Source organism: Nocardiopsis flavescens, from assembly GCF_900141985.1.
GTDB classification, from domain to species: domain Bacteria; phylum Actinomycetota; class Actinomycetes; order Streptosporangiales; family Streptosporangiaceae; genus Nocardiopsis; species Nocardiopsis flavescens.
This window is the reverse complement of the sequence record NZ_FQZK01000019.1, coordinates 70203-94726: the sequence shown is the minus strand read 5'-3', so window position 1 is coordinate 94726 and position 24524 is coordinate 70203. Positions and strand designations below refer to the sequence as shown.

The window sequence follows — 24524 nt, the reverse complement described above, 5'->3', positions numbered from 1 at the left end:
CGGCCCCGTCCCGGCCCGCCCGGGGGCGCGGGAACGGTGCGGGGCCGGACCGGACGGGTATCGGCGCCAAGGGCCCGGTCCGACGAATCGCCGACATTCCGACAAAATAGGGCGAAAGGATTTTGCCGACTCCGGGAAAGCCCGTCCCACCTGCGATGACAACGGCGCGCCGGGGCGCCCGGAACTCCCGTCAAGACGGCGCTTGGGCCACAATCGACGCGGAAGCGTTCAAGACCGCTCCCCGGTGGATAATCTCTCAGCATGAGTGTGCGGCGGATTATGGGTATCGAGACCGAGTACGGGATCTCCGTGCCGGGCAACCCCGGGGCCAACGCGATGGTCACCTCAACCCAGGTGGTCAACGCCTACCTTGCCGCCTCGGCGGCCCGGGCGCGACGGGCACGGTGGGACTTCGAGGAGGAGAACCCGCTGCGCGACGCGCGCGGCTTCGACCTGGCACGGGAGGTGGCGGACCCCACGCAGCTCACGGACGAGGACCTGGGGCTGGCCAACGTCATCCTCACCAACGGGGCGCGGCTGTACGTGGACCACGCCCACCCGGAGTACTCGGCGCCGGAGGTCACCAACCCCCTCGACGCGGTGCTGTGGGACAAGGCGGGTGAGCGGGTGATGGCCGACGCCGCGGCCCGGGCCGGGGCCACGCCCGGCATCGAGCCCATCCAGCTGTACAAGAACAACACCGACAACAAGGGCGCCTCCTACGGCTGCCACGAGAACTACCTGATGAAGCGGTCGACGCCGTTCGGCGACATCGTCCGCCACCTCGTCCCGTTCTTCGTCTCCCGCCAGGTGGTGGTGGGCGCGGGCAAGGTCGGCATCGGCGCCGACGGGCAGGGGACGGGCTTCCAGCTCTCCCAGCGGGCCGACTTCTTCGAGGTGGAGGTGGGGCTGGAGACCACCCTGAAGCGTCCCATCATCAACACGCGGGACGAACCCCACGCCGACCCGGACAAGTACCGGCGGCTGCACGTGATCGTCGGCGACGCCAACCTGAGCGAGATCTCCACCTACCTCAAGCTGGGGACGACGTCCCTGGTGCTGTCGATGATCGAGGACGGGTTCATCAGCGTGGACCTGTCGCTGGAGACCCCGGTGGCCGACCTGCGGGCGGTGTCCCACGACCCGGCGCTCGCCCACCGGGTGAAGCTGCGCGACGGTCGCCGGATGACCGCCCTGGAGCTCCAGGGCGAGTACCTGGACCAGGCGCGCAAGTACGTGGAGGACCGGTACGGGACGGACGTGGACCCCGACACCGCGGACGTGCTGGACCGGTGGGAGTCGGTGCTCACCCGGCTGGGCGGCGACCCGATGGACCTGGCCGAGGAGCTGGACTGGGTGGCCAAGCTGAAGGTCCTGGAGGGGTACCGCTCCCGGGACGGGCTGGACTGGTCGCACCCGCGGCTCCAGCTGGTGGACCTGCAGTACTCGGACGTGCGCCCCGACAAGGGGATCTACAACCGCCTGGTGGCGCGCGGGCGGATCCGGCGGCTGCTGGAGGAGCCCCGGGTGCAGCGCGCGGTGACCGAGCCGCCGGAGGACACCCGGGCGTACTTCCGCGGGCGGTGCCTGGCCAAGTACGCGGACTCGGTGGCGGCGGCGTCGTGGGACTCGGTGATCTTCGACCTGCCGGGCTACGACTCGCTCCAGCGGGTGCCGACCCTGGAGCCGCTCCGCGGGACGAAGGAGCACGTGGGGGCGCTGCTGGACGCCTCGCCGACCGCCGCCGACCTGGTCGCGGTCCTGTCCGGCAACCGCTGACGCGGCGGCGGGGGCGCCCGGCGCCCCCGCCCCGGCCGGCGCGCCCGCGATCGTGCGGCCGGCGCCGGCGGGCGCGGTGGGGCGGCCCGTCCTCCCGCCGCCCCGGGGACGGCCGTACCGCCCGCGTCCGCGGGCCGGCCCTGACACGGGGCGGGCCGGAAGGCGCCACCGGTCCGCGCCCGGCCGCGTGTGACGGGTTCCGGGCCCTACAGGCGGGGCAGGGCCGCCGCGAGGACGTCGGCCACCTGCTCCGCGTCCATGCCGCCGGTGTCGAGGACCTGCGCGTTGCGGGGGCGGAGCCCGGCGCGCCCGCTCTCCAGGACGGCGGCCTCGACCGCCGCGGCCAGCGCGCTGCCGGCCAGGCCCGCCCGGTGGTCGCCCGGGATCGCGGGCCCCTCCCCGCGCGCCCGCCGGGTGATGCGCCCGGCCAGGTCCGCCGGCGGGGCGTGCAGCCAGAACACCGTGACCGCCCCGGGCCGCCACGCGTCCAGGAGCGACCGGACCGTGAGCGGGTCGCCGCCGGCCACCACGGTCCGCGCACCGCCCCGCGCCAGCACCGCCGCGACGGCCCGCGTGTGGGCGGCGCGCATCGGGGCGAGGCGGTCTTCGCGGGAGCGGGTTCCGAGGAACCCCAGCTGGTGCGCGTCGAGGTAGCCGACGGGCTCGCCGGTGCGCGCGATCCGGGAGAAGGCCCCGAACCCCGCGGTGGACAGGCCCACCCCGCCCGGGCCGGTGAGTACGACGGCGCGCCGGGGGGCCGTCGCGGGGGCAGGTGGGCCGTCGTCCCCGGGGTCGGCGGCCGTGCCCTCCAGGTGGGCGGGGAGGGCGGCGGCCACCCGCGCGGCGAGGTCGGCGGGGGAGCGGCCCGCGGTGTCCAGCCGCAGGTCGGCGAAGCCGGCGTCGAGCCGGGCGGCGCGGTCCGCGGCGGCATCGGCGAGGTCGACGCGCCACCCGCGCCGCCGCACCCGCGTACGGACCGTGTCCGGGTCCGCGTGCAGGTGGACGGCGAGCACCCGCTCACGGGGGACGCCGGGCAGCAGCCGCTCCAGGTGGCCGGGGTCGTCGGCCTGCCCGGCGACCACCAGGACCCGCGCGCCGTGCGCGCGGTACCCGCGGCTCAGCGCGGGGAGGGCGGCGGCGATCAGCTCCGTCTCCGAGGCCGCCATCCCGGAGGCGAGGCGCAGCTGGTCGGTGTCCGCGAACGCGGCGCCCACCCCGGCGCCGGCCGCCGCGGACAGCAGCCGGTGGCCGACGGTGGACTTGCCCACCCCGGAGGCGCCCAGGAGCCAGACGACGGGAAGCACGCTCCGACTCTAGGACACGCCCGGCGGCCGGGGGAGGGGTGCGGAGCCCTTGGGCGCGGGCGGGCGCGGGGATAGTCTGGGCCGGTTCCCGCTGAAGAAAGAGGCCCATGAGTCCTTCGATCGCGACCAACACCACCGTGGACCTGGACGGACTGCTGGAGTTCGTCCGGCCCCGGCACAACGCGCTGCTCATCACGCGCAGGGGCGGCGGCGGGCCGCAGGCCTCGCCGGTGACCTGCGGCGTGGACGCCCAGGGGCGGATCGTCGTCTCCACGTACCCGGAGCGGGCCAAGGCCCGCAACGCCGCGCGCGATCCGCAGGTGAGCGTGGTGGTGCTGTCCGACGACTTCGGCGGCGCGTGGGTGCAGGTGGACGGGGAGGCCGAGGTCGTCGACGGCGAGGACGCCGTGGAGCCGCTGGTGGAGTACTTCCGGGTGATCGCGGGCGAGCACCCGGACTGGGAGGAGTACCGGGAGGCGATGCGCCGCCAGGGGAAGGCGCTCGTCCGGGTGACCCCGAAGCGCTGGGGCCCGATCGCCACCGGTGGCTTCCCCGCGGACCGCCTGCCCCCGTCCCAGGGCTGAGCCCGCCCCGGGGCCGGGTGGGTGTTCTGTCTGTTTCTCGGAAACGTTGAAAACCGCCGGGTCCCCGGGTGTGTTCGCCCAGGTCATTTACTCTGCTCCCCGCGCACGCGGGGATGGTCCCTCGGTCCTGTTGGCGGCGCGCTTCCACAAGCTCTGCTCCCCGCGCACGCGGGGATGGTCCCACGGCGTCGACGACCTTGTCGGCTGCGGTGCCCTGCTCCCCGCGCACGCGGGGATGGTCCCATGATCCGCACCCCGTCAGCGGCCACCACGGGCTGCTCCCCGCGCACGCGGGGATGGTCCCGCCACTGCACTGCTGAGCACGGACGAGGCCGCCTGCTCCCCGCGCATGCGGGGATGGTCCCGGCAATGGCCCGAGGAATGCACGGGCGTGGGGCTGCTCCCCGCGCGTGCGGGGATGGTCCCGGCGACACCTCCCCCTCACGCCGGGCAGTCACCTGTCTCCCCGCGCACGCGGGGATGCCCTCCCGGGCGGCCGAAAAATCGCGGGCGGCCGGAACCGTCCCTTGGTACGGTGCGCGGGTGCCGCCGGTGACCTTCGGCGGCCTGCCGGGGAAAGGGGCCGGGTGGCCATGCGGGAGTCCGAAAGGCGTCATGCGATCGCCGCCGCCACCGCGATCGCGGCCTCCCTCGGCCTGGCGGCCGACGACGCGGTCGTGCTCCACGACTCCAACAAGCTCGCCCTGCGCCTGCTGCCCTGCGACGTCATGGCCCGGGTCGGGCCCCTCGGGCACGGGGTGGCCCGGTTCGAGGTCGACATCGCCCACCGCCTCGCCGCCGCTGGCGCGCCCGTGGCCGCCCTCGACCCCCGGTCCGGGCCCCGCGTCCACGAGCGCGACGGTTTCGAGGTCACGCTCTGGACCCACTACACGGCCCCCGCCTCCGGGCACCCCGGCCCCGCCGACCACGCCGACGCGCTCCGCCGCCTGCACGCCGGCATGCGCGGCCTGGACGTCCCGATGCCGCACTTCGCCGACCGTATCGGGCAGGCGCAGCGGCTGGTGGCCGACCGCGACCGGACCCCGGCCCTGGCCGACGCCGACCGCGAGCTGCTCGCCGACACCCTGCGGTCCCAGCGGCGGACGATCCTGGAGCACGGCGCCCCCGAGCAGGCGCTGCACGGGGAGCCGCACCCCGGCAACGTGCTCGACACCGACCGCGGTCCGCTGTTCATCGACTTCGAGACCTGCTGCCGCGGCCCCGTCGAGTTCGACCTCGCCCACGCCCCCGCCGAGGTCGCCGCCCACTACCCCGGCGCCGACCCGGCCCTGCTGCGCGAGTGCGGCCTCCTCGTGCTGGCCCTGGTCACCGCCTGGCGCTGGGACCGGGACGACCTCTTCCCCGACGGGCTCCGCATGGGCACGGAGTGGCTCGGCCGCATCCGCGCCGTCCGCGACACCGGCGCCGACCCGAACGTCCGCGTCTGACCGCCCGCCCCCGGCCTCACACCCCCGCCGGGCGCACCTTGCGCATCAGCCCCGCCGACCCGGCCACCCGCGCCGTCACCAGCACGGCGGCCCGTCGCCCGAGCACCCGTGACAGGGTCGCGCCGACCGCGTCCGCCGCCCGCCCGAACGCACCGGGCACCGACCGGCGGCGGTCCAGCACGCGCACGAGCGCCGCGGCGACCTGGTCGGGCGTCCGGAAGTCCGCCGGGTACCCCTCCGTGCCGATCCCGTCGAAGAACTCCGTCCGGGTCAGCCCCGGCGAGAAGACGAGCGTGCGCGGCCCCTGCCCGCGCGTCTCCCACCACAGCGCCTCGGTGAAGCTCAGCACGAACGCCTTGCTCGCCGCGTACACCGCCATCCCCGGGATCGGCTGGTACGCGGCCATGCTCGCGATGTTGACCAGGTAGCCGCCCTCGTCCAGCCGTCCGACGAACGCCCGCGAGACGTCCACCAGCGCGGTCACGTTGAGGGCGAGCAGCGCCTCCATCTCCTCGGGGTCCTGGTCGGCGAACGGCCCGTCCGCGCCGATCCCGGCGTTGTTGACCAGGGCCGTCACGCGGATGCCCCGCCGGTCCACCTCCGCGGCCAGCGCCCGGCCCGCCCCGGGCCGGGCCAGGTCGGCGGAGACGGTCTCCACGCGGACGCCGTGGGCCCCGCGCAGTTCGGCGGCCAGGGATTCCAGACGCTCGGCGCGGCGGGCGACGAGCACCAGGCCGCTGCCGCGCGCGGCGAGCGCGCGGGCCAGGGCGGCGCCGATGCCGGAGCTGGCGCCGGTGATGAGGGCGGTCTGGGAGGCGTGGTCTATCGTCATGGCAGCACTCTACGCCACACATGGCACCAAGTGTCAACATCGCGCCTGAATGCCGAACGGGTAGGCTGGCCGGGTGAGCACTGGAGAACCGACCCCCGGCCTGCGGGAGCGCACGCGCCGCGCGGTCCACCGCGAGATCGCCGAGGTCGGGATGGCCCTCTTCCTGGAGCACGGCTTCGAGGAGACGACCATCGACCAGATCGCCGAGGCCGCCGGCATCTCCCGCCGCTCCTTCTTCCGCTACTTCGCGACCAAGGAGGACGTGGTCCTGGGCGACATGGTCGACCGGGGCCACCGCATCGGCGCCGCGCTGGCCGCCCGTCCGCCGGGCGAGGAGCCCTGGGCGGCGGTGCGCGCGGCCCTGCTGGCGCTGCGCGACGAGGGCCCCGTCGACCCCGCCGCGGACCTGGGCATCGCCCGGATGATGCACCGGGCCCCCTCCCTGCGCACGCGCAGCCTGGAGAAGCACCTCTCCTGGCAGGAGATCCTCGTCCCCGAGCTGGCCCGGCGCCTGCGCGAGGAGCGCGGGTTCGACGGGGTGAGGGCCGAGCACCGGGCCGCCGCTGTCATCGCCACCGCGCTCACCTGCCTGGACGTGGCCACCGAGACCTGGCTGCGGCTGGACGGCGGGGCCTCCCTCGAAGACCTCTGGGACGAGGCGGTCGCGGCCGTCCGGGCCTGACACCGCCCCGGCACCGTCCGGAGGGGCGACACCCGTTTCGGTGTGGTTGCATTTAGTGCGCGTGTGCAACTACCTTCGTCCCCACTGGACTCCGACGAAGGGCGCACCGTGCACATCGACCTCTCCGGGAAGACGGCCCTGGTCACCGGCTCCACCCAGGGCATCGGCGCGGCCATCGCGACCGGCCTGGCCCGCGCGGGGGCGCGGGTCGCGGTCAACGGCCGCACCGCCGAGTCCGTGGACCGGGCCCGGGAGCGCATCGCCGCCGACCACCCCGGTGCCGACCTCGTCGCGGCCCCCGGCGACCTGACCGGCGACGACGGCCTGGCCCGCGTCCTGGAGGCCGTCCCCGCGGTCGACGTCCTGGTCAACAACCTGGGCGTCTTCGGGGCCCGCCCCGCCCTGGAGATCACCGACGAGGAGTGGCGCCGCTACTTCGAGGTCAACGTCCTGACCGCCGTGCGCACCACCCGCGCCTACCTGCCCGGCATGACCGTCGGCTCCTGGGGCCGCGTCCTCAACATCGCCAGCGACTCGGCGGTGGTGGTCCCCGCGGAGATGATCCACTACGGCATGACCAAGACCGCGCTGCTCTCGGTCACCCGCGGCTTCGCCAAGGAGGCCGCCGGGACCGGCGTCACCGTCAACTCCGTCATCGCCGGGCCCACGCACACCGGCGGGGTCGAGGACTTCGTCTACGAGCTGGTGGACCGGGACCTGCCCTGGGAGGAGGCGCAGCGCGTGTTCATGCGCGAGCACCGCCCGATGTCCCTGATCCAGCGGCTCATCGAGCCCGAGGAGATCGCGAACATGGTCGTCTACCTGGCCTCGCCGCTGGCCTCGGCCACCACCGGCGGCGCGCTGCGGGTGGACGGCGGCTACGTGGACTCGATCCTGCCCTGACCCGGCGGGTGCGGCGGCGGGCCCGGACCCGCACGGCGGGAGCGGCGCCCGGGTGCGCGGGCGAAGGCCCGGTCCCGCTCGGGGCGGAGTCCGGCCGGTGCCCCGGTCAGACCGCCCCGGCGGCGCCCCCGGCCCCCACGGCGCGGGCCCCGTCCCGGCGGCACAGCCCCAGGCAGACGAGTTCGAGGATGCGCTTGGCGCGCGGCTCCCAGTCCTCGGCGGGGTCGAGCTGGTACAGCCCGGCGATGGCCAGCAGCACGTCGTCGGGGGTGAGGTCCGCGCGCAGGGTCCCGGCGGCGCGGTTGGCCTCCAGCAGGCGTCCCAGCGCGGCGGTCAGCGGCCCGCGGGCCTCCTGGGCGAAGCGTCCGCGGCTGGTGGCGCTCTGGAGGGCGCCGATGAGTCCGGCCTTGGTCATGGCGTAGCGCGCGAACCTGGTGAGCCACAGCCGGAAGGCGTCCAGCGGCGGGTGCTCGTCGAGCAGGTCGTCGGCGGCCTGCGCCATCTGCTGCACCTCGGCGCGGTACAGCTCGAAGATCAGGTCCTCGCGGGTGGGGAAGTGGCGGTACAGCGTACCGATGCCCACTCCGGCCTTCTTGGCGATGGAGTTGAGGGAGGCGTCACTACAGCCGGCGAACGCCTCGCGGGCGGTCTCCAGCAGGTGGGCGCGCGTGCGGACGCCTTGGGCGTGCAGTTGCTCGACGCGCTTGGTAGACACGGTCGTGGTCCTTCGTTGGCGGAGATCTCTCCGTCATAGGTTAGCCGACTTTTCGATTTCTTGTCATCCCAGTTCAGGCAGCGTTTTCGGCGGGGGCTGCGGGGTGCGTCACAGGATTCGGGGATTGTCTGGCGGAGACCTCTCCGGTACGTTTGTGATGTGTGGCGGAGACCTCTCCGTCACTTCACTCTCTTTGGTGGGGGACCGTCCCGCTTCCGGTTCGACGGCCCCGCACCAGTTCAAGCACCTGTCCCTAAGGACCCGCCATGCAAGACAACGCCACTCCCATGCGGATCGGTGTCATCGGCGCGACCACGGGCATCGGAGCGCTCATCGCGGCCGAGGCCCGCCAGCGAGGGCACGACGTGTGCGCGATGGGCCGCGACCCCATGGAGATCGGCTACGGCGATCTCGACGGCCTGGACGTGCTGGTCAACGCCCACCAGGCCCAGGTGGGCCGCGAACGCGACCACCTGGAAGTCGACCGCCACCTGATCTCGCTGCTCACCGGCACCCCGGTCCGGCTCGTCGTGGCCGGCAGCCCCGGCCACCTGTACGCCGACGAGTCCCGGACCGCCACCTACTGGCAGAGCAGGATGGCCCGCGGGCCCCTGCGCGACCTGGCGCGCTCCCTGGAGCGCGCGTACTTCCTGTACCAGATCAGCCTCGACCTGCGGTGGACCTACCTGGCCCCGCCCGTCGAACTCGTCAGCGAGGGCGAGCGCACCGGCCGCTACCGGGTCGGCGGCGACGTCGTCCTCACCGACGAGTACGGGCGCAGCCGGATCAGCGACGCCGACTACGCCGTGGCCTTCGTGGACGAGATAGAGAACGACGCCCACTCCGGACGGCTCTACACCGTCGCCGCCTGATCTCCGGCGGTCCTCCCCACGTGCGGCGGGGAGGACCGCCGGTGTCCGACGGCCCCGGGTGTGCGCGGACACGGCCGACGGCGGCGCGCCGCCCGCCGGCGAGCGCTCCGGCGGGCCCCGTCCCGGCACCCCCGGGGCGCCGCGGTCCGTCCGCCGGGGCACGGGGGCGCCCCGGCGGACGGACACCGGCGCTGCTCAGTCGTGCCAGGTGCCGTCGGTGCAGCGCAGGGGGTGCAGGCTCAGCGCCGTCCACAGCTCCAGGCGGGCGCGCGGATCGGACAGCGACCGGCCCAGCACCCGCTCCGCGGTGCGCAGCCGCGCCCGCAGCGTGTTGCGGTGCACGCCCAGGTCCCGGGCCGTGCCCTCCACGTGGCCGCCGCCGTCCAGGTGGTGCCGCAGGGTGTGCGCCAGCTCCGTGCCGTTGCGCGCGTCGTGCTCCAGCAGCGGCCCCAGCACGGCCTCGGTGAACGCCCGGGACCCGCTCTCGGGGACCGCCGACCGCAGGATCGCCCAGGCGTCCGCCTCGTCCACGTGCCGGTACCCGTGCGGCGGCACCGCCCCGCGCGCCCGGGACACCGCCGAGGCCAGGTCGCCCGGCCCCCGCGCCCGGCACGCCCCGGCCGCGGGCACCCCCGGGAGCAGGGCGAGCAGCCGCTCCCCGGCGTGCGGGCGCCCCGTGTCGGGCAGCACCGCCACCAGCACCCCGTCCAGCGGGCACAGCCCCGCGCTCTGCGCCGCACCGGTGTCGCCGAGCACCTCCACCAGGGCGTCGGCCGCCGCGTCCAGCGCGTCCGGGGTCCCCGGCGCGGGGTCGGCGTCCCGGCCGAGCCGGTAGCAGACCACCTCCCAGGGCGGGGGCGGCAGCGTCGGCGCGACGCCCGCCGGGCCGCCCAGCGCGGCGGCCCGCAGCAGCGGGGCCCGCTCCCGGAAGATCGCCCGCCGGGCGTCGCGCGAGTGCAGCAGGTCCACGGCCAGCAGCGACGCCGCGTGGTTGGCCAGCACCCGCACGCTCGCCGCCGGGTCGGCGCACCGCAGGGCCAGCCACCCCAGGGTGCGGCCGGTGGTGCCCAGGGTCTGCAACAGCACCGCGCCCGCACCGCCGCCCCCGCCGCTCTCCCCGGCCCCGGAGCCCTCGCCGGCCGGGGCCGCGCCCGCACCGACTCCCGTACGGCCACCGGTCGTCGCAGGGGTACCGCCCGCACCGGTCGCGGTGCCGGGACCGGCCGCTGCCCCCGCCGTCTCACCCGCACCGGGTGCCTCACCGGTCACCGCGCCGCCTCCCGTACGGTCACCGGACGCCGTGTCGGCCGTGCCACCCGTCCCGGTCCGCCCCGCGCCGGTCGTACGGGCACCGGGCACCCCTCCACCCGTTCCTCCTACTCCGCCCGTTCCGCCCGCATCACTTGTCCTGGACATCCCTCCCACCCCACCCGTCCCGGACGTTCCGTCCCCGGCCAGGATCCGCATGCCCGGGGTGCGGGCGGGCCCGGCCACCGCGGCGCGCACCGACCCGTGCCAGGCCCGCTCGGTGCCGGGGACGGCCCGGCTGGTCATCCCGTTGCGGTCCAGCAGCAGGCACTCCCCGGACGTCGCCGACGCCAGCTCGTGCATCACCCCGGCCGGGCCCGAGCGCAGCGCCGCCCGGGCCATCGCGTCCTGGGCGGCCAGCACCCGCCCCTGCTCCCGGCCGCGCTCGGCGGCGTAGTGGTCGGCCACCGTCTCCACCACCGCGATGAACGGCGTCTCGCCCTCCACCCGCAGCACCGGGAACCCCAGCCGGTCGCCCTCGTCCAGCACCTCGGCCGGGATCGCCCCGCGCAGCCACACGTCGATGGCGAACGCCAGCCCGGCGCACCCGGCCCCGTGCAGCCGCCGCACGTACGCGCGCCGCCCCTCCTCGTCGGGGTCCAGCCCCAGTCCCACCGTCAGCACCAGCTCGCCCCCGCGCAGCCAGTGCACCGGGTCGGGCAGTTCGGTGACGTGCGCCCAGCGCACCACCCGGTCCAGGCCCGGGAACCCGGCCGCGGTGTTCACCTCCAGATGAGGTGCCGCGGCGATGTCGCGGACGGTGATGCTCACGCTTCCCCCCAGGTCACAGCGGCGCACGGCGCCGTCGGGCGCGGGCACCCGATTGTGCGCACCGCACTTTTGTCACGGTACGCCTTGTGCGGATCATCCCGGCACCGGTGACGGGGGAGTGTCTACGGTCACAACAGCACCTGAGCAGTATCCGACGACCGCGCCACGCGCACCCGGAGTTCCCATGTCAGAGCGGACCGCCCCCACGTCCTCGCACCCCGCGCGTGCGGCCGTGGCGGCCTTCGTCGGCACCACCATCGAGTGGTTCGACTTCTACGTTTACGCCACGGCCGCGGCCCTGGTGTTCGGCACCCAGTTCTTCCCGCCCGGGACCGACCCGGTCGTCGGCCTCATGGCCTCCTTCGCGACCTTCTCCGTCGGCTTCTTCGCCCGGCCGCTGGGCGGCTTGATCTTCGGCCACTACGGAGACCGGCTCGGCCGCAAGTCGGCGCTGGTCATCACCCTGCTGATGATGGGCGTGGCCACCTTCTGCGTGGGCCTGCTGCCCACCTACGAGCAGATCGGGTTCTTCGCCCCGCTGCTCCTGGTGGTGCTGCGGTTCGTGCAGGGCATCGCCGTGGGCGGCGAGTGGGGCGGCGCCGTCCTCATGGCCGTCGAGCACGCGCCCGAGGAGCGCAAGACCTTCTACGGCTCCTTCGCCCAGCTGGGCAACCCGGCCGGCGCGCTGCTGGCCACCGGCTCCTTCAGCCTCATCGCCGCCTGGAACTCCGAGGTCCTGCACGACTGGGGCTGGCGCCTGCCGTTCCTGGCGTCGGTGCTGCTGGTCCTGGTCGGCCTGTTCATCCGCCTCAAGGTGGAGGAGTCCCCGGTCTTCGAGGCCGTGCAGGACGACGACGCGCCCGCCGAGCTGCCCGTCCGCGAGGCGCTGCGCACCTCCTGGCGGACGCTGCTGCTGGGCATCGGCATCCTGCCCGTCGCGGTCGGCGGCTACTACATCGTCACCACGTTCCTCCAGGGGTACGGGGTCACCGAGGTCGGCATCAGCGAACAGCTCATCCTCAACGGGCTGAGCCTGGCCGCGTTCGTGGAGCTGGTGGCGACCCTGGCGGTGTCCTGGCTGGGCGACCGCTACGGCACCGTGCGCGTGGTCACCATCGGCCTGGTCGGCGTCATGGTCCTGGCGATCCCGCAGTTCCTGGTCCTGGAGACCGGAAGCGTCGGCCTCATCTTCCTGGCGCTGTGCGTGATGCGCCTGGCCATGGCCGCCGTCTACGGGCCGATCGCCCGGGTACTCGCCCAGATGTACCCGCCGCGCGCCCGCTACACGAGCATCTCCATCGCCTACCAGGTCGCCGGCGCGATCTTCGGCGGCCTCTCGCCGCTGGTCAGCACCGCCCTGTACGCGGCGACCGGCAGCATCCTGCCGGTGGCGGGCCTGCTCATGGCCATGGCGCTGGTCAGCATCGTCTGCCTGGCCAACGCGCCCCGGTACCGCGACGCCGACCTGGTCGCCCCCGCCCGCTCCTGACCCGGGGCCGGACCCCGCCGGTCCGGCCCCCGCACCGAACACCACCGCCTCCCCGGGGCGGACCGTCCGTCCTTCGGCCCGCCCCGGGGGCCCCACCCGTACCCGAAAGAGGGGGAAGCCGTGCCCGGCCTGCTCATCCACAACGCCGCCGTCCTCACCATGGACGACTCCCGTCCCCGCGCCCGGGCCCTGGCCGTGCGCGACGGGCGCGTGCTCCTGGCGGGCACGGCCGAGCAGGCGCGCGCCGCCGCCGGGCCCGGCGCCGCCGAGATCGACGCGGGCGGGCGCACCGTCCTGCCCGGGTTCATCGACCCGCACAACCACCTGCTGTCCACGGCCGAGTCCCTGGCCGCCGTCGACGCGCGCTACCCCGCGGTCGGCAGCGCCGCCGAGCTGGTCGCCGCGCTCGCCGCCGAGGCCGCCCGCACCCCGGCCGGGCAGTGGATCCGCGCGTTCTCCATGGACGACGCCAAGTACCCCGGGGGGCGGCCCACCCGCCGCGACCTGGACGGGGCCACCACCGAGCACCCCGTGATCGTCTACCACGTGTCCGGGCACCAGGCCGTCGTGAACTCGGCGGCCCTGGCCTGGAGCGGCATCGGCGAGGACGTGCCCGACCCGGCGGGCGGCTCGTTCGTGCGCGACGAGGGCGGGCGCCTGACCGGCATGGTCACCGACGCCGCCATGGAGCTGCTGCTGCCGCTGGCCGTGGACATCGGCTGCCACGGCCCCAACTTCCACACCGACCTGCCCACCGAGCACCTGCTGGGCTGGCTGTCCGACGCGGCGGGGCCCTACCTGTCCGCGGGCGTGACCACCGTGTGCGACCCCCAGGTGTCCGCGCGCGAGCTGCGCGTGTACCGGGCCGCCCGGGAGGCGGGGACGCTGCCGCTGCGCACCTTCGGCATGCCGCTGTCGCACCAGCTCGACGCCCTCACGCAGGCGGGGCTGGCCTCGCCGTTCGGCGACGAGTGGCTGCGCCTGACGGGCATGAAGTTCTACTCCGACGGCACCCTGCTGGGCGGCACCGCCAAGTTCACCGTCCCCTACGGCGAGCGCGGCCAGTTCCCCGGCAGCATGTACCACCACCCCGACCAGCTGGTGGACCTGGTCACCCGGGCCGCCCGCGAGGGCTGGCAGGTGGCGATCCACACCCAGGGCGACGCCGCCATGGAGCACACGCTGGCGGCCATCGCCTCGGCGGCGAAGGTCTCCGGGCCCGACCCGCGGCCCCGCGTGGAGCACTGCGGGTACCCGACGGTGGAGCAGGCCAGGCGGTTCACCGAGTACGGGGTCATCCCGGTCAACCAGCCCAACTTCCTCTACGACAGCGGGCGCGACTTCCTGCGCCGCCTGGGCGACCGGGCCCACCGGCTCCAGCCGATGCGGGAGGAGCTCGACCTGGGGCTGCGCCCGGCGCTGTCCAGCGACTCGTTCGTCTCCAGCCTGCGCCCGATGGACACCATCGCCAACGCGGTGGGCCGCACCACCCGCGAGGGCGACGAGATCGGCGCCGACCAGGCGGTCACCCTGCACGAGGCGCTGCGCGCGCACACCCTGGACGCGGCGCACGCGGTGGGCATGGAGGACCGGCTCGGCGCCCTGAAGCCGGGCTACCTGGCCGACGTGGTGGTCCTGGACCGCGACGTCGAGGGCCTGGGGCCGGACGAGCTGCGCTCGGTCGACGCCTGGCTCACCGTCCTGGACGGCGAGGTCGTCCACCGGGCCTGAGCCGACCGACCGACCGACCGGTCGGCGGACCCGGCGGGAGCGGCGCGGGGGCGCGCACCCGCGGGGGCGCCGGTGTCCGTGCGCGGGGGCGGGGTCCGGGCCCGTCCCCGTACACGGGGCCGGCGGCATGCCCGCGTTCTCGGCCCGTCCCGTCGCCTCACCGGCACGGACCCCCGCCCCGGAGAACGGGGGTGTCCCCGCCCGCGCCGTGGGCGCGGACGGGGACACCGGGGTGCTGCTCGGTGCTACGTGCGGATGCGGACGCCCCACGAGTTCACCATCGGCAGGACCTCCTGGTAGTAGGTGGTGCCGCCGAAGGAGCAGTTGCCGGAGCCACCGGAGGTGACGCCCTGCGCCTGCGAACCGGAGATGAACGAGCCGCCGGAGTCGCCGGGCTCGGCGCACACGTTGGTGCGGGTGAGCGCGTTGACGGTGCCCTGCGGGTAGCGGACGGTCTGGTTGCGGGCCTGGAGGGTGCCGCAGTGCCAGCCGGTGGTGGAGCCGGAGCGGCAGATGGCCGACCCGGTCGCCGCCTGGGAGGTGCCGGTGACGGACTGGTAGCCGCCGGAGTTGTAGCGGCTGACCAGGTTGGTCAGGGTGAAGTTGGAGGTGCCCCGCACGAACGCCGCGTCGTTGCCCGGGAAGACCGAGCGCTCGAAGGTGCCGCGGCCGTTGCCGATGGTCACCGCGGTGCCCACCGTGCCGCAGTGGCCGGCGGTGACGAAGCCCGGCTGGCCGGCGCTGTTGGTGGCCGCGAAGCCGACCGAGCAGCGGCCGCCCATGGTGTAGGCCAGGCCGCCGATGATGTCCGCGTACAGCTGCGGGGTCTCGTCGACGGTGACGACCTCGACCGTGGAGGCGTCCACGCCCGCGTCGTCGAGCAGGGAGGCGACGTCGGTGCCCGCCAGGGCCTCGACGACGACCGTGTCGGCGGTGATGTCCGGGTACCAGCCGGTGACGCCCTCGGGGGCGTCGGCGGTGTCGAGTGCCTCGACGACCTCGGCCAGGCCCTCGGTGCCGTGCTCGACGACCTCGGCCTGCGCACCGGCCGCCTCGACCGCCGCGACGGCGTCGGCGTCGGTGACCAGGACGGTGAGCTCCTGGGTCTCGATGTCGAACAGGGACCCGCCGTAGGCGGAGCCCGCGGCCTCGGTGGCCTCGGCGTCGACGTCCAGGGAGGCCTCCTGGGCCTCCAGGAGGTCCAGGGCCGCGGCCTCGGTCAGGTCGAGGTCGCGCGCCAGCGCTTCGACCATGGTGGCGGGGTTATCGTCGGCGACGGGGGCCAGCGGTGCGTTGGCCGCGTAGGCGCCGGGGGACATCGCGAGCACCAGGCCGAAGGCCAGGGCTCCCGTTCCTACGGCGGAGATGACGGGGGAGGGTCGCATGATCCCTACTCTCCAGGGGGATTGACGGGGGATGGGAGTCCGTTCCGGTGGGAGCGGACGTCCCTCACGCCAGGTGGGATTGGACCACCGGGCGAAGTCCACTGAGACGCTCAGTAAACGATTCCAAACCATAAGTGCACATTTTGGCGAGGGAAAGACCCGCATTCTCGGGAAAGCGCACAAGTCGACGGCGGATCATCCGATGAAACCCGGTACCGCGGTGGCTGTTGGTAATCGAAGGTTGAACGACCTTGTCTTTTTCCGCGTTCGCCCGGTTACTCTTCGGGTAACAGGGGGTGCATCAAGGGGGGCAAGGTGGCCGGATGCGGTCACGGAACGCAGTTCCCGTCGTGAGTATCTGGCTACACCCCGGTAACAACCGAGGTCACGGCTTCCCTTTTGCGGAGTCGACACACAAAAGTGGAGAAGTACCGTTCACTGTCCGGAATCACCCTCCGGGTCCCTTGCGCCCGCAAAGGCCGGGGCGGCCGTCCGAAAAAGGACGGCCGCCCCGTTGCAGCACGCGGAACCGGTCAGGCGGTCACCAGCGTCAGACCCCACATCGCCAGCAGCGGGTTGACCTCCTGGCCGAACACGGTGCACCCGGAGCCGGGCGCGCCCGAACCGCCGGAGACGATCCCCTGCGCCTGGCTGCCCGACACGAGCGGCGCGCCCGAATCCCCGGGGCCCGCGCACACGTTCGCCCGGAACAGGCCGCGCACGCTGCCCTCGGGGTAGTTCACGGTCTGGTTGCGGGACTGGAGCGTGCCGCACTGCCAGCCGTAGGTCGGCGAGGACACGCACACCGCGGACCCGATCGGGGCGGGGGTGGAGCCGGTGATCCCCAGTCGGGCGCTGCTGTAGTTCTCGACCAGGTTGGTGACCACCCACGGCGGCGAGACCTGCACGAACGCGCCGTCGGAGCCGGGGAAGACCGAGTGGCGGAACACGCCGAGCGGGCCGTCGGGGCCCGGGAAGGTGTCGCCGACCGCGCCGCAGTGGCCGGCGGTCAGGAAGCCCTCCGCGCCCGCGCCGCGGGCCGAGAAGCCGATGGTGCAGCGGGCGCCGTTGGCGGAGTACCGGTGGCCGCCGATGATCTGCCCGTACGTGCGCGGGGGCGCGGCCTCCACCAGCCGCACGACGTCGGCGGGCACGCCCAGGTCCGGGGCGGGGGCGCCGGGCGCCACCTCGACCACGACGGTGTCGGAGCCGGGGGAGGGGTCGGGGTACCAGCCCAGGACGCCCTCGGGGGCGGCGGCGTCCAGGGCGCGGACGGTCTGGAGGGGGTCGCGGTCGACGACGGCGGCCTCGGCGCCCAGGGCCTCGACGGCCGCAGCGGCGCCGGGGTCGGTGACCCGGACCGTCAGCACGCGTGTCCGGGGGTCGAAGGACGAGCCGGCGTAGGCGTCCAGCCGCGCCGCGGCGGCGTCCGTGCGCGCGGCCCCGGCCTGCGCCTCCAGCAGGCCGTTGGCCTGTGCGGGGGTCAGGTCCAGGTCCCGGACCAGGGCGTCGAGGGGGGTGTGGGCGGTGGTGGTGTCGGAGGTGTCGGCCGAAGCGGGGCCGGACGCCGCGAGCAGCGCGGCGCCCAGGCCGAGCGCGGCCAGGGCGGGGGAGAGTCTCATGGGGGGAGCTTCCTTGTGGGAAGGGACGGGGGAGCGGACCCGGTGGGTTCGTAACGCCGGGTATGCCCGGATTTCCGCTCGGTCACCACCTGGGATCATCCGAGCACTCGCCACGGGGGGCGGCGGGTACGCTCCCCGCTGCACCAGTGGGGGTTGCCCACCCGCCTGGAGTGCTCAGCCGCAGCCGGAGGGTGTCGCTCCCACACGAGGTCGCGGGGGGTGGGGTTGCGCGTATCTGCTCGGCCTGCCGCTGGGGTTGTCCACCCGCCTGGAGCCCCCAGCCGTAGCCGGAGGGTGTCGCTCCCACCGCAGGTCGCGCGGGGTGAGGCCGCGCGTATCTGATCGGCCTGCCGCTAGGGGTTGTTCACCCGCCTGGAGCGCTCAGCCGTAGCCGGAGGGTGTCGCTCCCACGCCGGGTCGCGCGGGGTAGGGCCGCGGGTACCTGCCCGCCGCGCCCCTGGGGGTTGTTCACCCGCCTGGAGCGCCCAGCCACGGCCGGAGGGCATCGCTCCCACGCCGGGTCGCGCGGGGTAAGGCCGCAGGTACTCGCTCGGCCCGGCCACAGGGGGTGTCGGCAAGCGTTCCCGCAACCCCCGCCCCAGGGGGTGAAACGGACTTGGAGGTCTCCAAGAGGGTCACCCGCTGGAAACGGCGGTCTGTGGACGCGCCCGACCAGAACCTTTGGCTTCCAAGACGCCCGCCGCTTGGAAAGGTACAGACCGGCGGAGCCGGATCCGCCCCCACGATGCAACGGGCGGCAGACGGCCGGGCGGGTGCGTGGGGTGCACGTGCGGGGTGGTGGGGGTGTGCTGTCCGGGGGGCGGGTCCGGGCGAGGCCTGCCCTGCCCGACCGCCTGCAAAGGGAGGAAAGGTCCGACCGGGGGCGCGCGGTTGCTCCCGACCTCGCTTGGAACACCAACCACAGACGTAGTAACCCGCACCCAAGCGCCCTCCCGCACCACGACGCACCGAGGCCGCGAGCACACAGGTTCGCGCGGCCTTCACCCCCGCGCGGTCGAGCGAGCAGGCAGCCGCGGCCCTACCCCGCGCGACCTGAGGCAGCGCGACACCCTCCCGCTGGGGGCGCGGGCTCCAGGCGGGTGGACAACCCCCAGAGGTGCGGCCAGCAGGTATGCGCAGCCTTCACCCCCATGTGTCTGCGGAGGGAGGTACGTCCTCGTCAACCCCCTGGAGTCGGGGTATGGATCAACACTGACCGGCTGTGCCCGGGGCCCCAAGAGAGCGCACGTTTCACCCCCTATGGCGTTGGGAGGGCATGGGTGTGTTCTACGTTCGGGCCGCTTGTCGCGCGCCTGGTCCTTTGCAGGGGGCATTCCTCCCGCCCCGGGCGGCCGGGCTGGGATCGCCTCGCTTGACCCAGCCCCGGATGACACCCCCACCACTGTGGACGTGCGCCCAACGCACCGCCCCTGCGCTCTGCCGCCCGCCGACTGCGCCGGGGCCAGGTCCACGCTCCGCTGGCCGCCGTTCCCAGATGGCTGAGCTTTTGGAGAACTCCGGTTGAGCTCTCACCCCCGCGACCTGAGCGGGGAGCTACACCCTCCGGCTGTGGCGCAGGTTGCGGTCCGCTGACCGGCTGTGGCCGGGCACTCCGGCCGGGTGAGAAACCACGTGGCGCGGGTCCCGGTCCAGCCCGGGGTTGTGGGGTCGGGCGCCCCGGTTCGGAGATCAACCACTGTGGCGCAAGCCCTGGTCCAGCCCGGGGTTGTGGGGTCGGGCGCTCCGGTTCGGAGATCAACCACCGTGGCGCGGGCCCCGGTCCGGCCCGGGGGTGTGGGGTCGGGCGTTCCGGTTCGGAGAACGACCACTGTGGCGCGGGTCCCGGTCCGGCCCGGGGCTGTGGCGCCGCGTGCTCCGGTACGGCACCGGGCCGTGCCCGCCCCCGCACACGGAAACGCCCCCGCCGGGGGCGGGGACGGGGGCGTTCCGTCGTGCGGTGTACGGGTCAGCCGGTCGAGAGGCTCAGGCCCCACGAGCTCAGCATCGGGTTGACCTCCTGGTAGTAGGTCGTCCCGCCCGAGGAGCAGTTGCCGGAGCCACCGGAGGTGACGCCCTGCGCCTGGGAACCGGCGATGAACGAGCCGCCGGAGTCGCCGGGCTCGGCGCACACGTCCGTGCGGGTCAGGTTCTGCACGGTGCCCTGCGGGTAGCTCACCGTCTGGCCGCGGGCTTCGATGGTGCCGCAGTGCCAGCCGGTGGTCGAGCCGGAGCGGCACACGGCCGATCCGACCGGGGCCTCGTCGGAGCCGGACACCGTCTGCGTCGTGCCGTCGTAGCGGCTGACCAGGTTGGTCAGGCTCCACCCCGAAGTGGCGCGGACGAACGCGGAGTCGCTGCCCGGGAAGACCGACTCGTCGAAGACGCCCGAGCCGCTGCCGTCGGAGCTCTCGGCCGAGGTGCCGACGGTGCCGCAGTGGCCCGCGGTGACGAAGCCGGGGTTGCCCGCCGAGTCCGTGGCCGGGAAGCCGATGGAGCACCGGCCGCCGCCCATGTAGTAGGCGTCCCCGCCGACGATGTCGGCGTACAGCTCGGGCGCCTCGTCGGTGACGACGACCTCGACCGAGGCCGGGTCGACGCCGGCGGACTCCAGGAGCCCGGCGGTGTCGGCGCCCTCCAGGACCTCGATGACGACGGTGTCGCCGGCGACGTCCGGGTACCAGCCGTTGACGTCCTGCGGGACGCCCTCGGCGTCGAGGGCCTCGACGATGTCGGCCAGGCCGTCGACGCCGTGCTCGACGACCTCGGCGCGCGCACCGGTCGCCTCGACCGCGGAGGCGGCCCCGGCGTCGGTGACCAGGACGGTCAGCTCCCGGGTCTCGGTGTCGAACAGCGAGCCGCCGTAGGCGGCGCCGGCGGCCTCGGCCGCCGCGGCGTCGGTCTTCAGCGCCTCTTCCTGGGCCTCGATGAGGGTTTCGGCCCCGAGCGGGGTGAGGCCGAGGTCCCTGACGAGGGCGTCGATCATGGTCGTGTCGTCACCCTGGGGTGCGGGTGAGGCCGGGACGGGTGCGGCACTCGCGCCGGGCGCGAGGACCAGTCCGAAGGCGAGGACGCCGGTCCCGATCAGGGAGATTGCGGGGAAAGGTCTCATAGACCCTCGACTCTCCTTTTTCTCTTGATGGGGGTGATGTTTACCGAAAGGCCCGCTTTGGGACGTTCGGTAAACGAGTCCCGACTCTAGGTGTTCGTCCTTATCAGCGGAACCCCGGGGGCGAAATCTCGGCATCCGCTCATGGGGTCAGCGGATGAATGGGGCCCTGATGACTCAGGGTAGTCGGGCCTGTGAGCTGTGTTCTTGCGCTGGAAAGCGCAATCCCGTCGAGAGGGGATTCGGCTGTCAAGGGGTGTCTTGTGGCCGGATGCGGCCACAAAAATCGGGTGCCGACAGTGACCGCACGGATGCACAGGTGTAACCCGTGAGGTCAGCGCTATGACCCGTAAGTAACTTGCGGCGACCGGCCTCCTGCGCGTCGGCGCGACGCGCCCGGGAGCGGGGGCCGTGGGTGTCCGTGCGCCGTCCCGCGCACGCCGCGTGCTCCGGGGTAACCAGCCGGTATCGGGCCCCGGGAAGGGGGTTGAGGTGCCCGGTGTTGGGCCAAGATAAGGGCGAGAGCCCCGAACGGGAGGGAGCAGGCATGGCGAAGGACACCGGCGGCCAGAAGCACGCGTCGCGTCGCGACGAGGAGGTCGAGGAGGTCGAGGCCTCGACCGACGTTCAGGAGCGCAAGGACCAGCTGGACGAGGACGTCGACGACATCCTCGACGAGATCGACGACGTACTGGAGAGCAACGCCGAGGACTTCGTCCGGCAGTTCGTGCAGAAGGGCGGCCAGTAGCCCCGGCGGCGGTTCGCTGACAGCGCACACGAGGTGCCGTCGGCGCCGCCGCCCGCCCGGCTAGGGTCGTTTCCGGTAAAGACATCAGGACGAGGCGCCCCGCCCGCGTCGGGGCGGGGCGCGAGTGGAGGGAGCCGCGTGTTCGAAGGGTTCGAGGGCAAGGGGTTGCCCGCCTCTTTCATGAGTGCTGGGACCTCGTCCTTCACCGAGTTTCTCCGTGAGGTCCGGCCCGAGCTACTGCCCGGCCACGGACTGCCGGCGCAGGGGATCGCCGCCGAGCACCTCACCCCCGACGCGACGACGATCGTCGCGCTGACCTTCCCCGGGGGTGTGCTGATCGCGGGCGACCGGCGCGCCACCCAGGGCAACATGATCGCCAACCGCGACATGGAGAAGCTCTTCCGCACGGACGAGTTCTCCGCGGTGGCCATCGCGGGCTCCGCCGGGATCGGCATCGAGCTGGCCCGCCTCTACCAGGTGGAGCTGGAGCACTACGAGAAGATGGAGGGCCGCTCGCTCTCCCTCGAAGGCAAGGCCAACAAGCTCTCCCAGATGGTCCGCGGCAACCTCGGCATGGCGATGCAGGGCTTCGTGGTGGTCCCCCTCTTCGTCGGCTACGACGAGAACCACGACAAGGGCCGCGTCTTCAGCTACGACGCCACCGGCGGCCGCTACGAGGAGCAGCGGTACCACTCCATCGGCTCCGGATCGGTGTTCGCCAGGGGCTCCGTCAAGAAGCTCTACCGCGAGGACCTGGGCGAGTCCGACGCCGCCAAGGTCGCCCTGGAGTCCCTCTACGACGCCGCCGACGACGACTCCGCCACCGGCGGGCCCGACCTGCACCGCAAGATCTTCCCCCTGGTCGACGTCATCACCCGGGACGGCCACCGCCGCCTGCCCACCGACGAGGTCGCCCGTCTGGCGACCGAGGTGGTCCAGGGACGCGCCGTCCGACCGGACGGTCCCACGGCCCCGCTGGCCTGAACCGCTCCGCCCCATTGGACCTCTTCTAGGTAAGGAAACGATCCGCGGTGTCGATGCCGTTCTACGTCGCCCCCGAGCAGCAGATGAAGGACAAGGCGGACTACGCGCGCAAGGGCATCGCGCGCGGCCGCAGCGCCGTCGTCCTGCAATACGAGGGCGGGATCCTGCTGGTGGCGGACAACGTCTCCCGCACCCTCCACAAGATCAGCGAGCTGTACGACCGCATCGCCTTCGCCGCGGTCGGCCGCTACCCCGAGTTCGAGAACCTGCGCCTGATGGGCGTGCGCTTCGCGGACGTGCGCGGGTACCAGTACGACCGCCGCGACGTCAGCGGGCGCCAGCTCGCCAACATCTACGCCCAGACCCTGGGCACCGTGTTCAGCGAGAGCCTCAAGCCCTGGGAGGTGGAGATCGTCGTCGCCGAGGTCGGCGACACCCCCGACGGGGACGAGATCTACCGCATCACCTTCGACGGCTCCATCGTCGACGAGCAGGGCTTCGTCGCGGTGGGCGGCTCCTCCGAGCAGGTCTCCCAGGCCCTCAAGGACCGCTTCGCCGCCGACGCCTCCCTCGCCGCCGCGCTCGACGCGGCCACCCGGGCGCTGTCCCGGGAGAACGGCGAGGAGCGCGAGCTGGAGGCGGCCAACCTGGAGGTCGCCGTCCTGGAGCGCTCCAGGGACCACCGCAAGTTCCGCCGCATCCAGGGACCGCGCCTGGTCTCCCTCCTGGAGGAGGGGCGCGGCGGGTCCGCGGCCGGCGGATCCACCACCGAGGACGACGCATAGCAGAAGCGGTGCGGCGCCCCCGGGGCGCCGCACCGGCCGGCGGACGACGCGGCCCCGTCGTCCCGGGCCGACGGTGACGGGAAGTTGGTGAGGCCGCGTGGAACGACGGATCTTCGGGCTGGAGAACGAGTACGGGGTGACGTGCACCTTCCGTGGACAGCGGCGGCTGTCCCCGGACGAGGTCGCCCGCTACCTCTTCCGGAGGGTGGTCTCCTGGGGGCGCAGCAGCAACGTTTTCCTGCGCAACGGCGCCCGCCTCTACCTGGACGTGGGCAGCCACCCCGAGTACGCCACCCCCGAGTGCGACAGCCTCGTGGACCTGGTGGCGCACGACAAGGCCGGCGAGCGCATCCTGGAGGGGCTGCAGGTCGACGCCGAGCAGCGCCTGCACGAGGAGGGCATCGCCGGGGACATCTACCTGTTCAAGAACAACACCGACTCGGCGGGCAACTCCTACGGCTGCCACGAGAACTACCTGGTGGGGCGGCACGGGGAGTTCGGCCGGCTGGCCGACGTGCTCATCCCCTTCCTGGTGACCCGGCAGATCATCTGCGGCGCCGGAAAGGTGCTCCAGACCCCCCGCGGCGCCCTGTACTGCGTCAGCCAGCGCGCCGAGCACATCTGGGAGGGCGTCTCCTCCGCCACCACCCGGTCCCGGCCGATCATCAACACCCGCGACGAGCCGCACGCCGACGCCGAGCGCTTCCGCCGCCTGCACGTCATCGTCGGCGACTCCAACATGAGCGAGACCACCACCCTGCTCAAGCTGGGCTCCACCGACCTGGTGCTGCGCATGATCGAGGCGGGCGTGGTCATGCGCGACTACACCCTGGAGAACCCGATCCGGGCGATCCGGGAGGTCAGCCACGACATGACCGGCCGCCGCAAGGTGCGCCTGGCCAACGGGCGCGAGGCCGGGGCGCTGGAGATCCAGCGCGAGTACCTGGAGAAGGTGCAGAGCTACGTCGACCGACACGGCACCGACGCCACCGGCAAGCGGGTCCTGGAGCTGTGGCAGCGCACCCTGGAGGCGGTCGAGACCCAGAACCTGGAGTCGGTGTCCCGGGAGATCGACTGGGTCGCCAAGTACATGCTGCTGGAGCGCTACCGCGCCAAGCACGACCTGTCGCTGTCCTCGCCCCGGGTCGCCCAGCTCGACCTGACCTACCACGACATCCACCGCGACCGCGGCCTGTTCTACCTGTTGCAGAACCGCGGGCAGATGGAGCGGGTGGTCGGCGACCTGAAGATCTTCGAGGCCAAGTCGGTGCCCCCGCAGACCACGCGGGCCCGGCTGCGCGGCGAGTTCATCCGCCGCGCCCAGGAGCAGCGCCGCGACTTCACGGTGGACTGGGTGCACCTCAAGCTCAACGACCAGGCCCAGCGCACCGTGCTGTGCAAGGACCCCTTCAAGTCGGTGGACGAGCGCGTCGAGAAGCTCATCGCCGGGATGTGACCGGCGGGCCCCGCGGGCCC

The 24524-nt window shown here is 73.7% G+C and carries 19 protein-coding genes and 1 CRISPR repeat array; of the genes, 12 read left to right on the top strand and 7 right to left on the bottom strand.

Going from position 1 to position 24524, the window contains the following annotated elements; all coding sequences use genetic code 11:
- Positions 1–261 precede the first annotated feature (261 nt).
- A complete protein-coding gene (dop, locus tag BUE45_RS24350; RefSeq protein WP_073382145.1) occupies positions 262–1779 on the top strand; it encodes a depupylase/deamidase Dop in 1518 nt (505 codons plus the stop codon).
- A gap of 206 nt (positions 1780–1985) precedes the next feature.
- Here dop and BUE45_RS24345 read toward each other — a convergent pair whose 3' ends face one another.
- A complete protein-coding gene (locus BUE45_RS24345) occupies positions 1986–3083 on the bottom strand; it encodes an AAA family ATPase (RefSeq protein WP_073382143.1) in 1098 nt (365 codons plus the stop codon).
- 107 nt (positions 3084–3190) lie between these two features.
- Here BUE45_RS24345 and BUE45_RS24340 point away from each other — a divergent pair, with 107 nt between their 5' ends.
- Both BUE45_RS24340 and BUE45_RS24335 read left to right on the top strand, forming a co-directional pair.
- Complete coding sequence (locus tag BUE45_RS24340) at positions 3191–3667, top strand: PPOX class F420-dependent oxidoreductase (RefSeq protein WP_073382140.1); 477 nt, start codon at positions 3191–3193, stop codon at positions 3665–3667.
- A 92-nt stretch (positions 3668–3759) separates the two neighbouring features.
- Positions 3760–4093: a CRISPR direct-repeat array (repeat unit 29 nt; unit sequence CTGCTCCCCGCGCACGCGGGGATGGTCCC).
- A 167-nt stretch (positions 4094–4260) separates the two neighbouring features.
- Positions 4261–5115: a phosphotransferase gene (locus BUE45_RS24335; protein WP_073382200.1), complete on the top strand. Its 855-nt coding sequence runs from the start codon at positions 4261–4263 to the stop codon at positions 5113–5115.
- Positions 5116–5131: 16 nt separating this feature from the next.
- On the opposite strand, the gene BUE45_RS24330 is transcribed toward BUE45_RS24335, so the two are convergent.
- Entirely contained in the window at positions 5132–5947 is an 816-nt protein-coding gene (locus BUE45_RS24330; protein WP_073382137.1) for an SDR family NAD(P)-dependent oxidoreductase, read from the bottom strand.
- 73 nt (positions 5948–6020) lie between these two features.
- Here BUE45_RS24330 and BUE45_RS24325 point away from each other — a divergent pair, with 73 nt between their 5' ends.
- Together BUE45_RS24325 and BUE45_RS24320 are read left to right on the top strand one after the other, a co-directional pair.
- Positions 6021–6629 (top strand): TetR/AcrR family transcriptional regulator, encoded by a 609-nt coding sequence (locus tag BUE45_RS24325; protein WP_073382135.1) that lies wholly within the window; start codon positions 6021–6023, stop codon positions 6627–6629.
- A gap of 108 nt (positions 6630–6737) precedes the next feature.
- Complete coding sequence (locus BUE45_RS24320; protein WP_073382132.1) at positions 6738–7532, top strand: SDR family NAD(P)-dependent oxidoreductase; 795 nt, start codon at positions 6738–6740, stop codon at positions 7530–7532.
- Between the two features lie 106 nt (positions 7533–7638).
- Here the strand turns inward: BUE45_RS24320 and BUE45_RS24315 are convergent, their stop codons facing one another.
- Entirely contained in the window at positions 7639–8247 is a 609-nt protein-coding gene (locus BUE45_RS24315; RefSeq protein ID WP_073382130.1) for a TetR/AcrR family transcriptional regulator, read from the bottom strand.
- Between the two features lie 266 nt (positions 8248–8513).
- Between BUE45_RS24315 and BUE45_RS24310 the strand changes: the two genes are divergently transcribed.
- Positions 8514–9119, top strand: a complete 606-nt coding sequence (locus BUE45_RS24310; protein WP_143173465.1) for an NAD(P)-dependent oxidoreductase — start codon at positions 8514–8516, stop codon at positions 9117–9119.
- 195 nt (positions 9120–9314) lie between these two features.
- Here the strand turns inward: BUE45_RS24310 and BUE45_RS33575 are convergent, their stop codons facing one another.
- Complete coding sequence (locus BUE45_RS33575; protein WP_245833448.1) at positions 9315–11198, bottom strand: PucR family transcriptional regulator; 1884 nt, start codon at positions 11196–11198, stop codon at positions 9315–9317.
- A gap of 184 nt (positions 11199–11382) precedes the next feature.
- Here BUE45_RS33575 and BUE45_RS24295 point away from each other — a divergent pair, with 184 nt between their 5' ends.
- Positions 11383–12687, top strand: coding sequence for an MFS transporter (locus BUE45_RS24295; protein ID WP_073382125.1), 1305 nt, complete (start codon positions 11383–11385; stop codon positions 12685–12687).
- A 120-nt stretch (positions 12688–12807) separates the two neighbouring features.
- A complete protein-coding gene (locus BUE45_RS24290) occupies positions 12808–14418 on the top strand; it encodes an amidohydrolase (RefSeq protein WP_084737770.1) in 1611 nt (536 codons plus the stop codon).
- Between the two features lie 245 nt (positions 14419–14663).
- Here the strand turns inward: BUE45_RS24290 and BUE45_RS24285 are convergent, their stop codons facing one another.
- The 3 genes from BUE45_RS24285 to BUE45_RS24275 form a co-directional block, all read right to left on the bottom strand.
- Positions 14664–15803 (bottom strand): S1 family peptidase, encoded by a 1140-nt coding sequence (locus tag BUE45_RS24285; RefSeq protein WP_073382122.1) that lies wholly within the window; start codon positions 15801–15803, stop codon positions 14664–14666.
- A gap of 533 nt (positions 15804–16336) precedes the next feature.
- Complete coding sequence (locus BUE45_RS24280) at positions 16337–17425, bottom strand: S1 family peptidase (protein WP_073382120.1); 1089 nt, start codon at positions 17423–17425, stop codon at positions 16337–16339.
- Positions 17426–19391: 1966 nt separating this feature from the next.
- Positions 19392–20534, bottom strand: a complete 1143-nt coding sequence (locus BUE45_RS24275) for a S1 family peptidase (protein ID WP_073382117.1) — start codon at positions 20532–20534, stop codon at positions 19392–19394.
- Between the two features lie 544 nt (positions 20535–21078).
- Between BUE45_RS24275 and BUE45_RS24270 the strand changes: the two genes are divergently transcribed.
- The 4 genes from BUE45_RS24270 (at position 21079) to pafA (ending at position 24504) form a co-directional block, all read left to right on the top strand.
- A complete protein-coding gene (locus BUE45_RS24270; RefSeq protein ID WP_073382115.1) occupies positions 21079–21279 on the top strand; it encodes a ubiquitin-like protein Pup in 201 nt (66 codons plus the stop codon).
- A 138-nt stretch (positions 21280–21417) separates the two neighbouring features.
- Positions 21418–22263: a proteasome subunit beta gene (gene prcB / locus BUE45_RS24265; RefSeq protein WP_073382112.1), complete on the top strand. Its 846-nt coding sequence runs from the start codon at positions 21418–21420 to the stop codon at positions 22261–22263.
- 47 nt (positions 22264–22310) lie between these two features.
- Positions 22311–23048 carry a proteasome subunit alpha gene (gene prcA / locus BUE45_RS24260; RefSeq protein WP_073382110.1) on the top strand — a complete coding sequence of 246 codons (738 nt, stop codon included), beginning with the start codon at positions 22311–22313 and terminating at the stop codon, positions 23046–23048.
- Positions 23049–23145: 97 nt separating this feature from the next.
- Positions 23146–24504 (top strand): Pup--protein ligase, encoded by a 1359-nt coding sequence (gene pafA / locus BUE45_RS24255; protein WP_073382106.1) that lies wholly within the window; start codon positions 23146–23148, stop codon positions 24502–24504.
- Positions 24505–24524 lie beyond the last annotated feature (20 nt).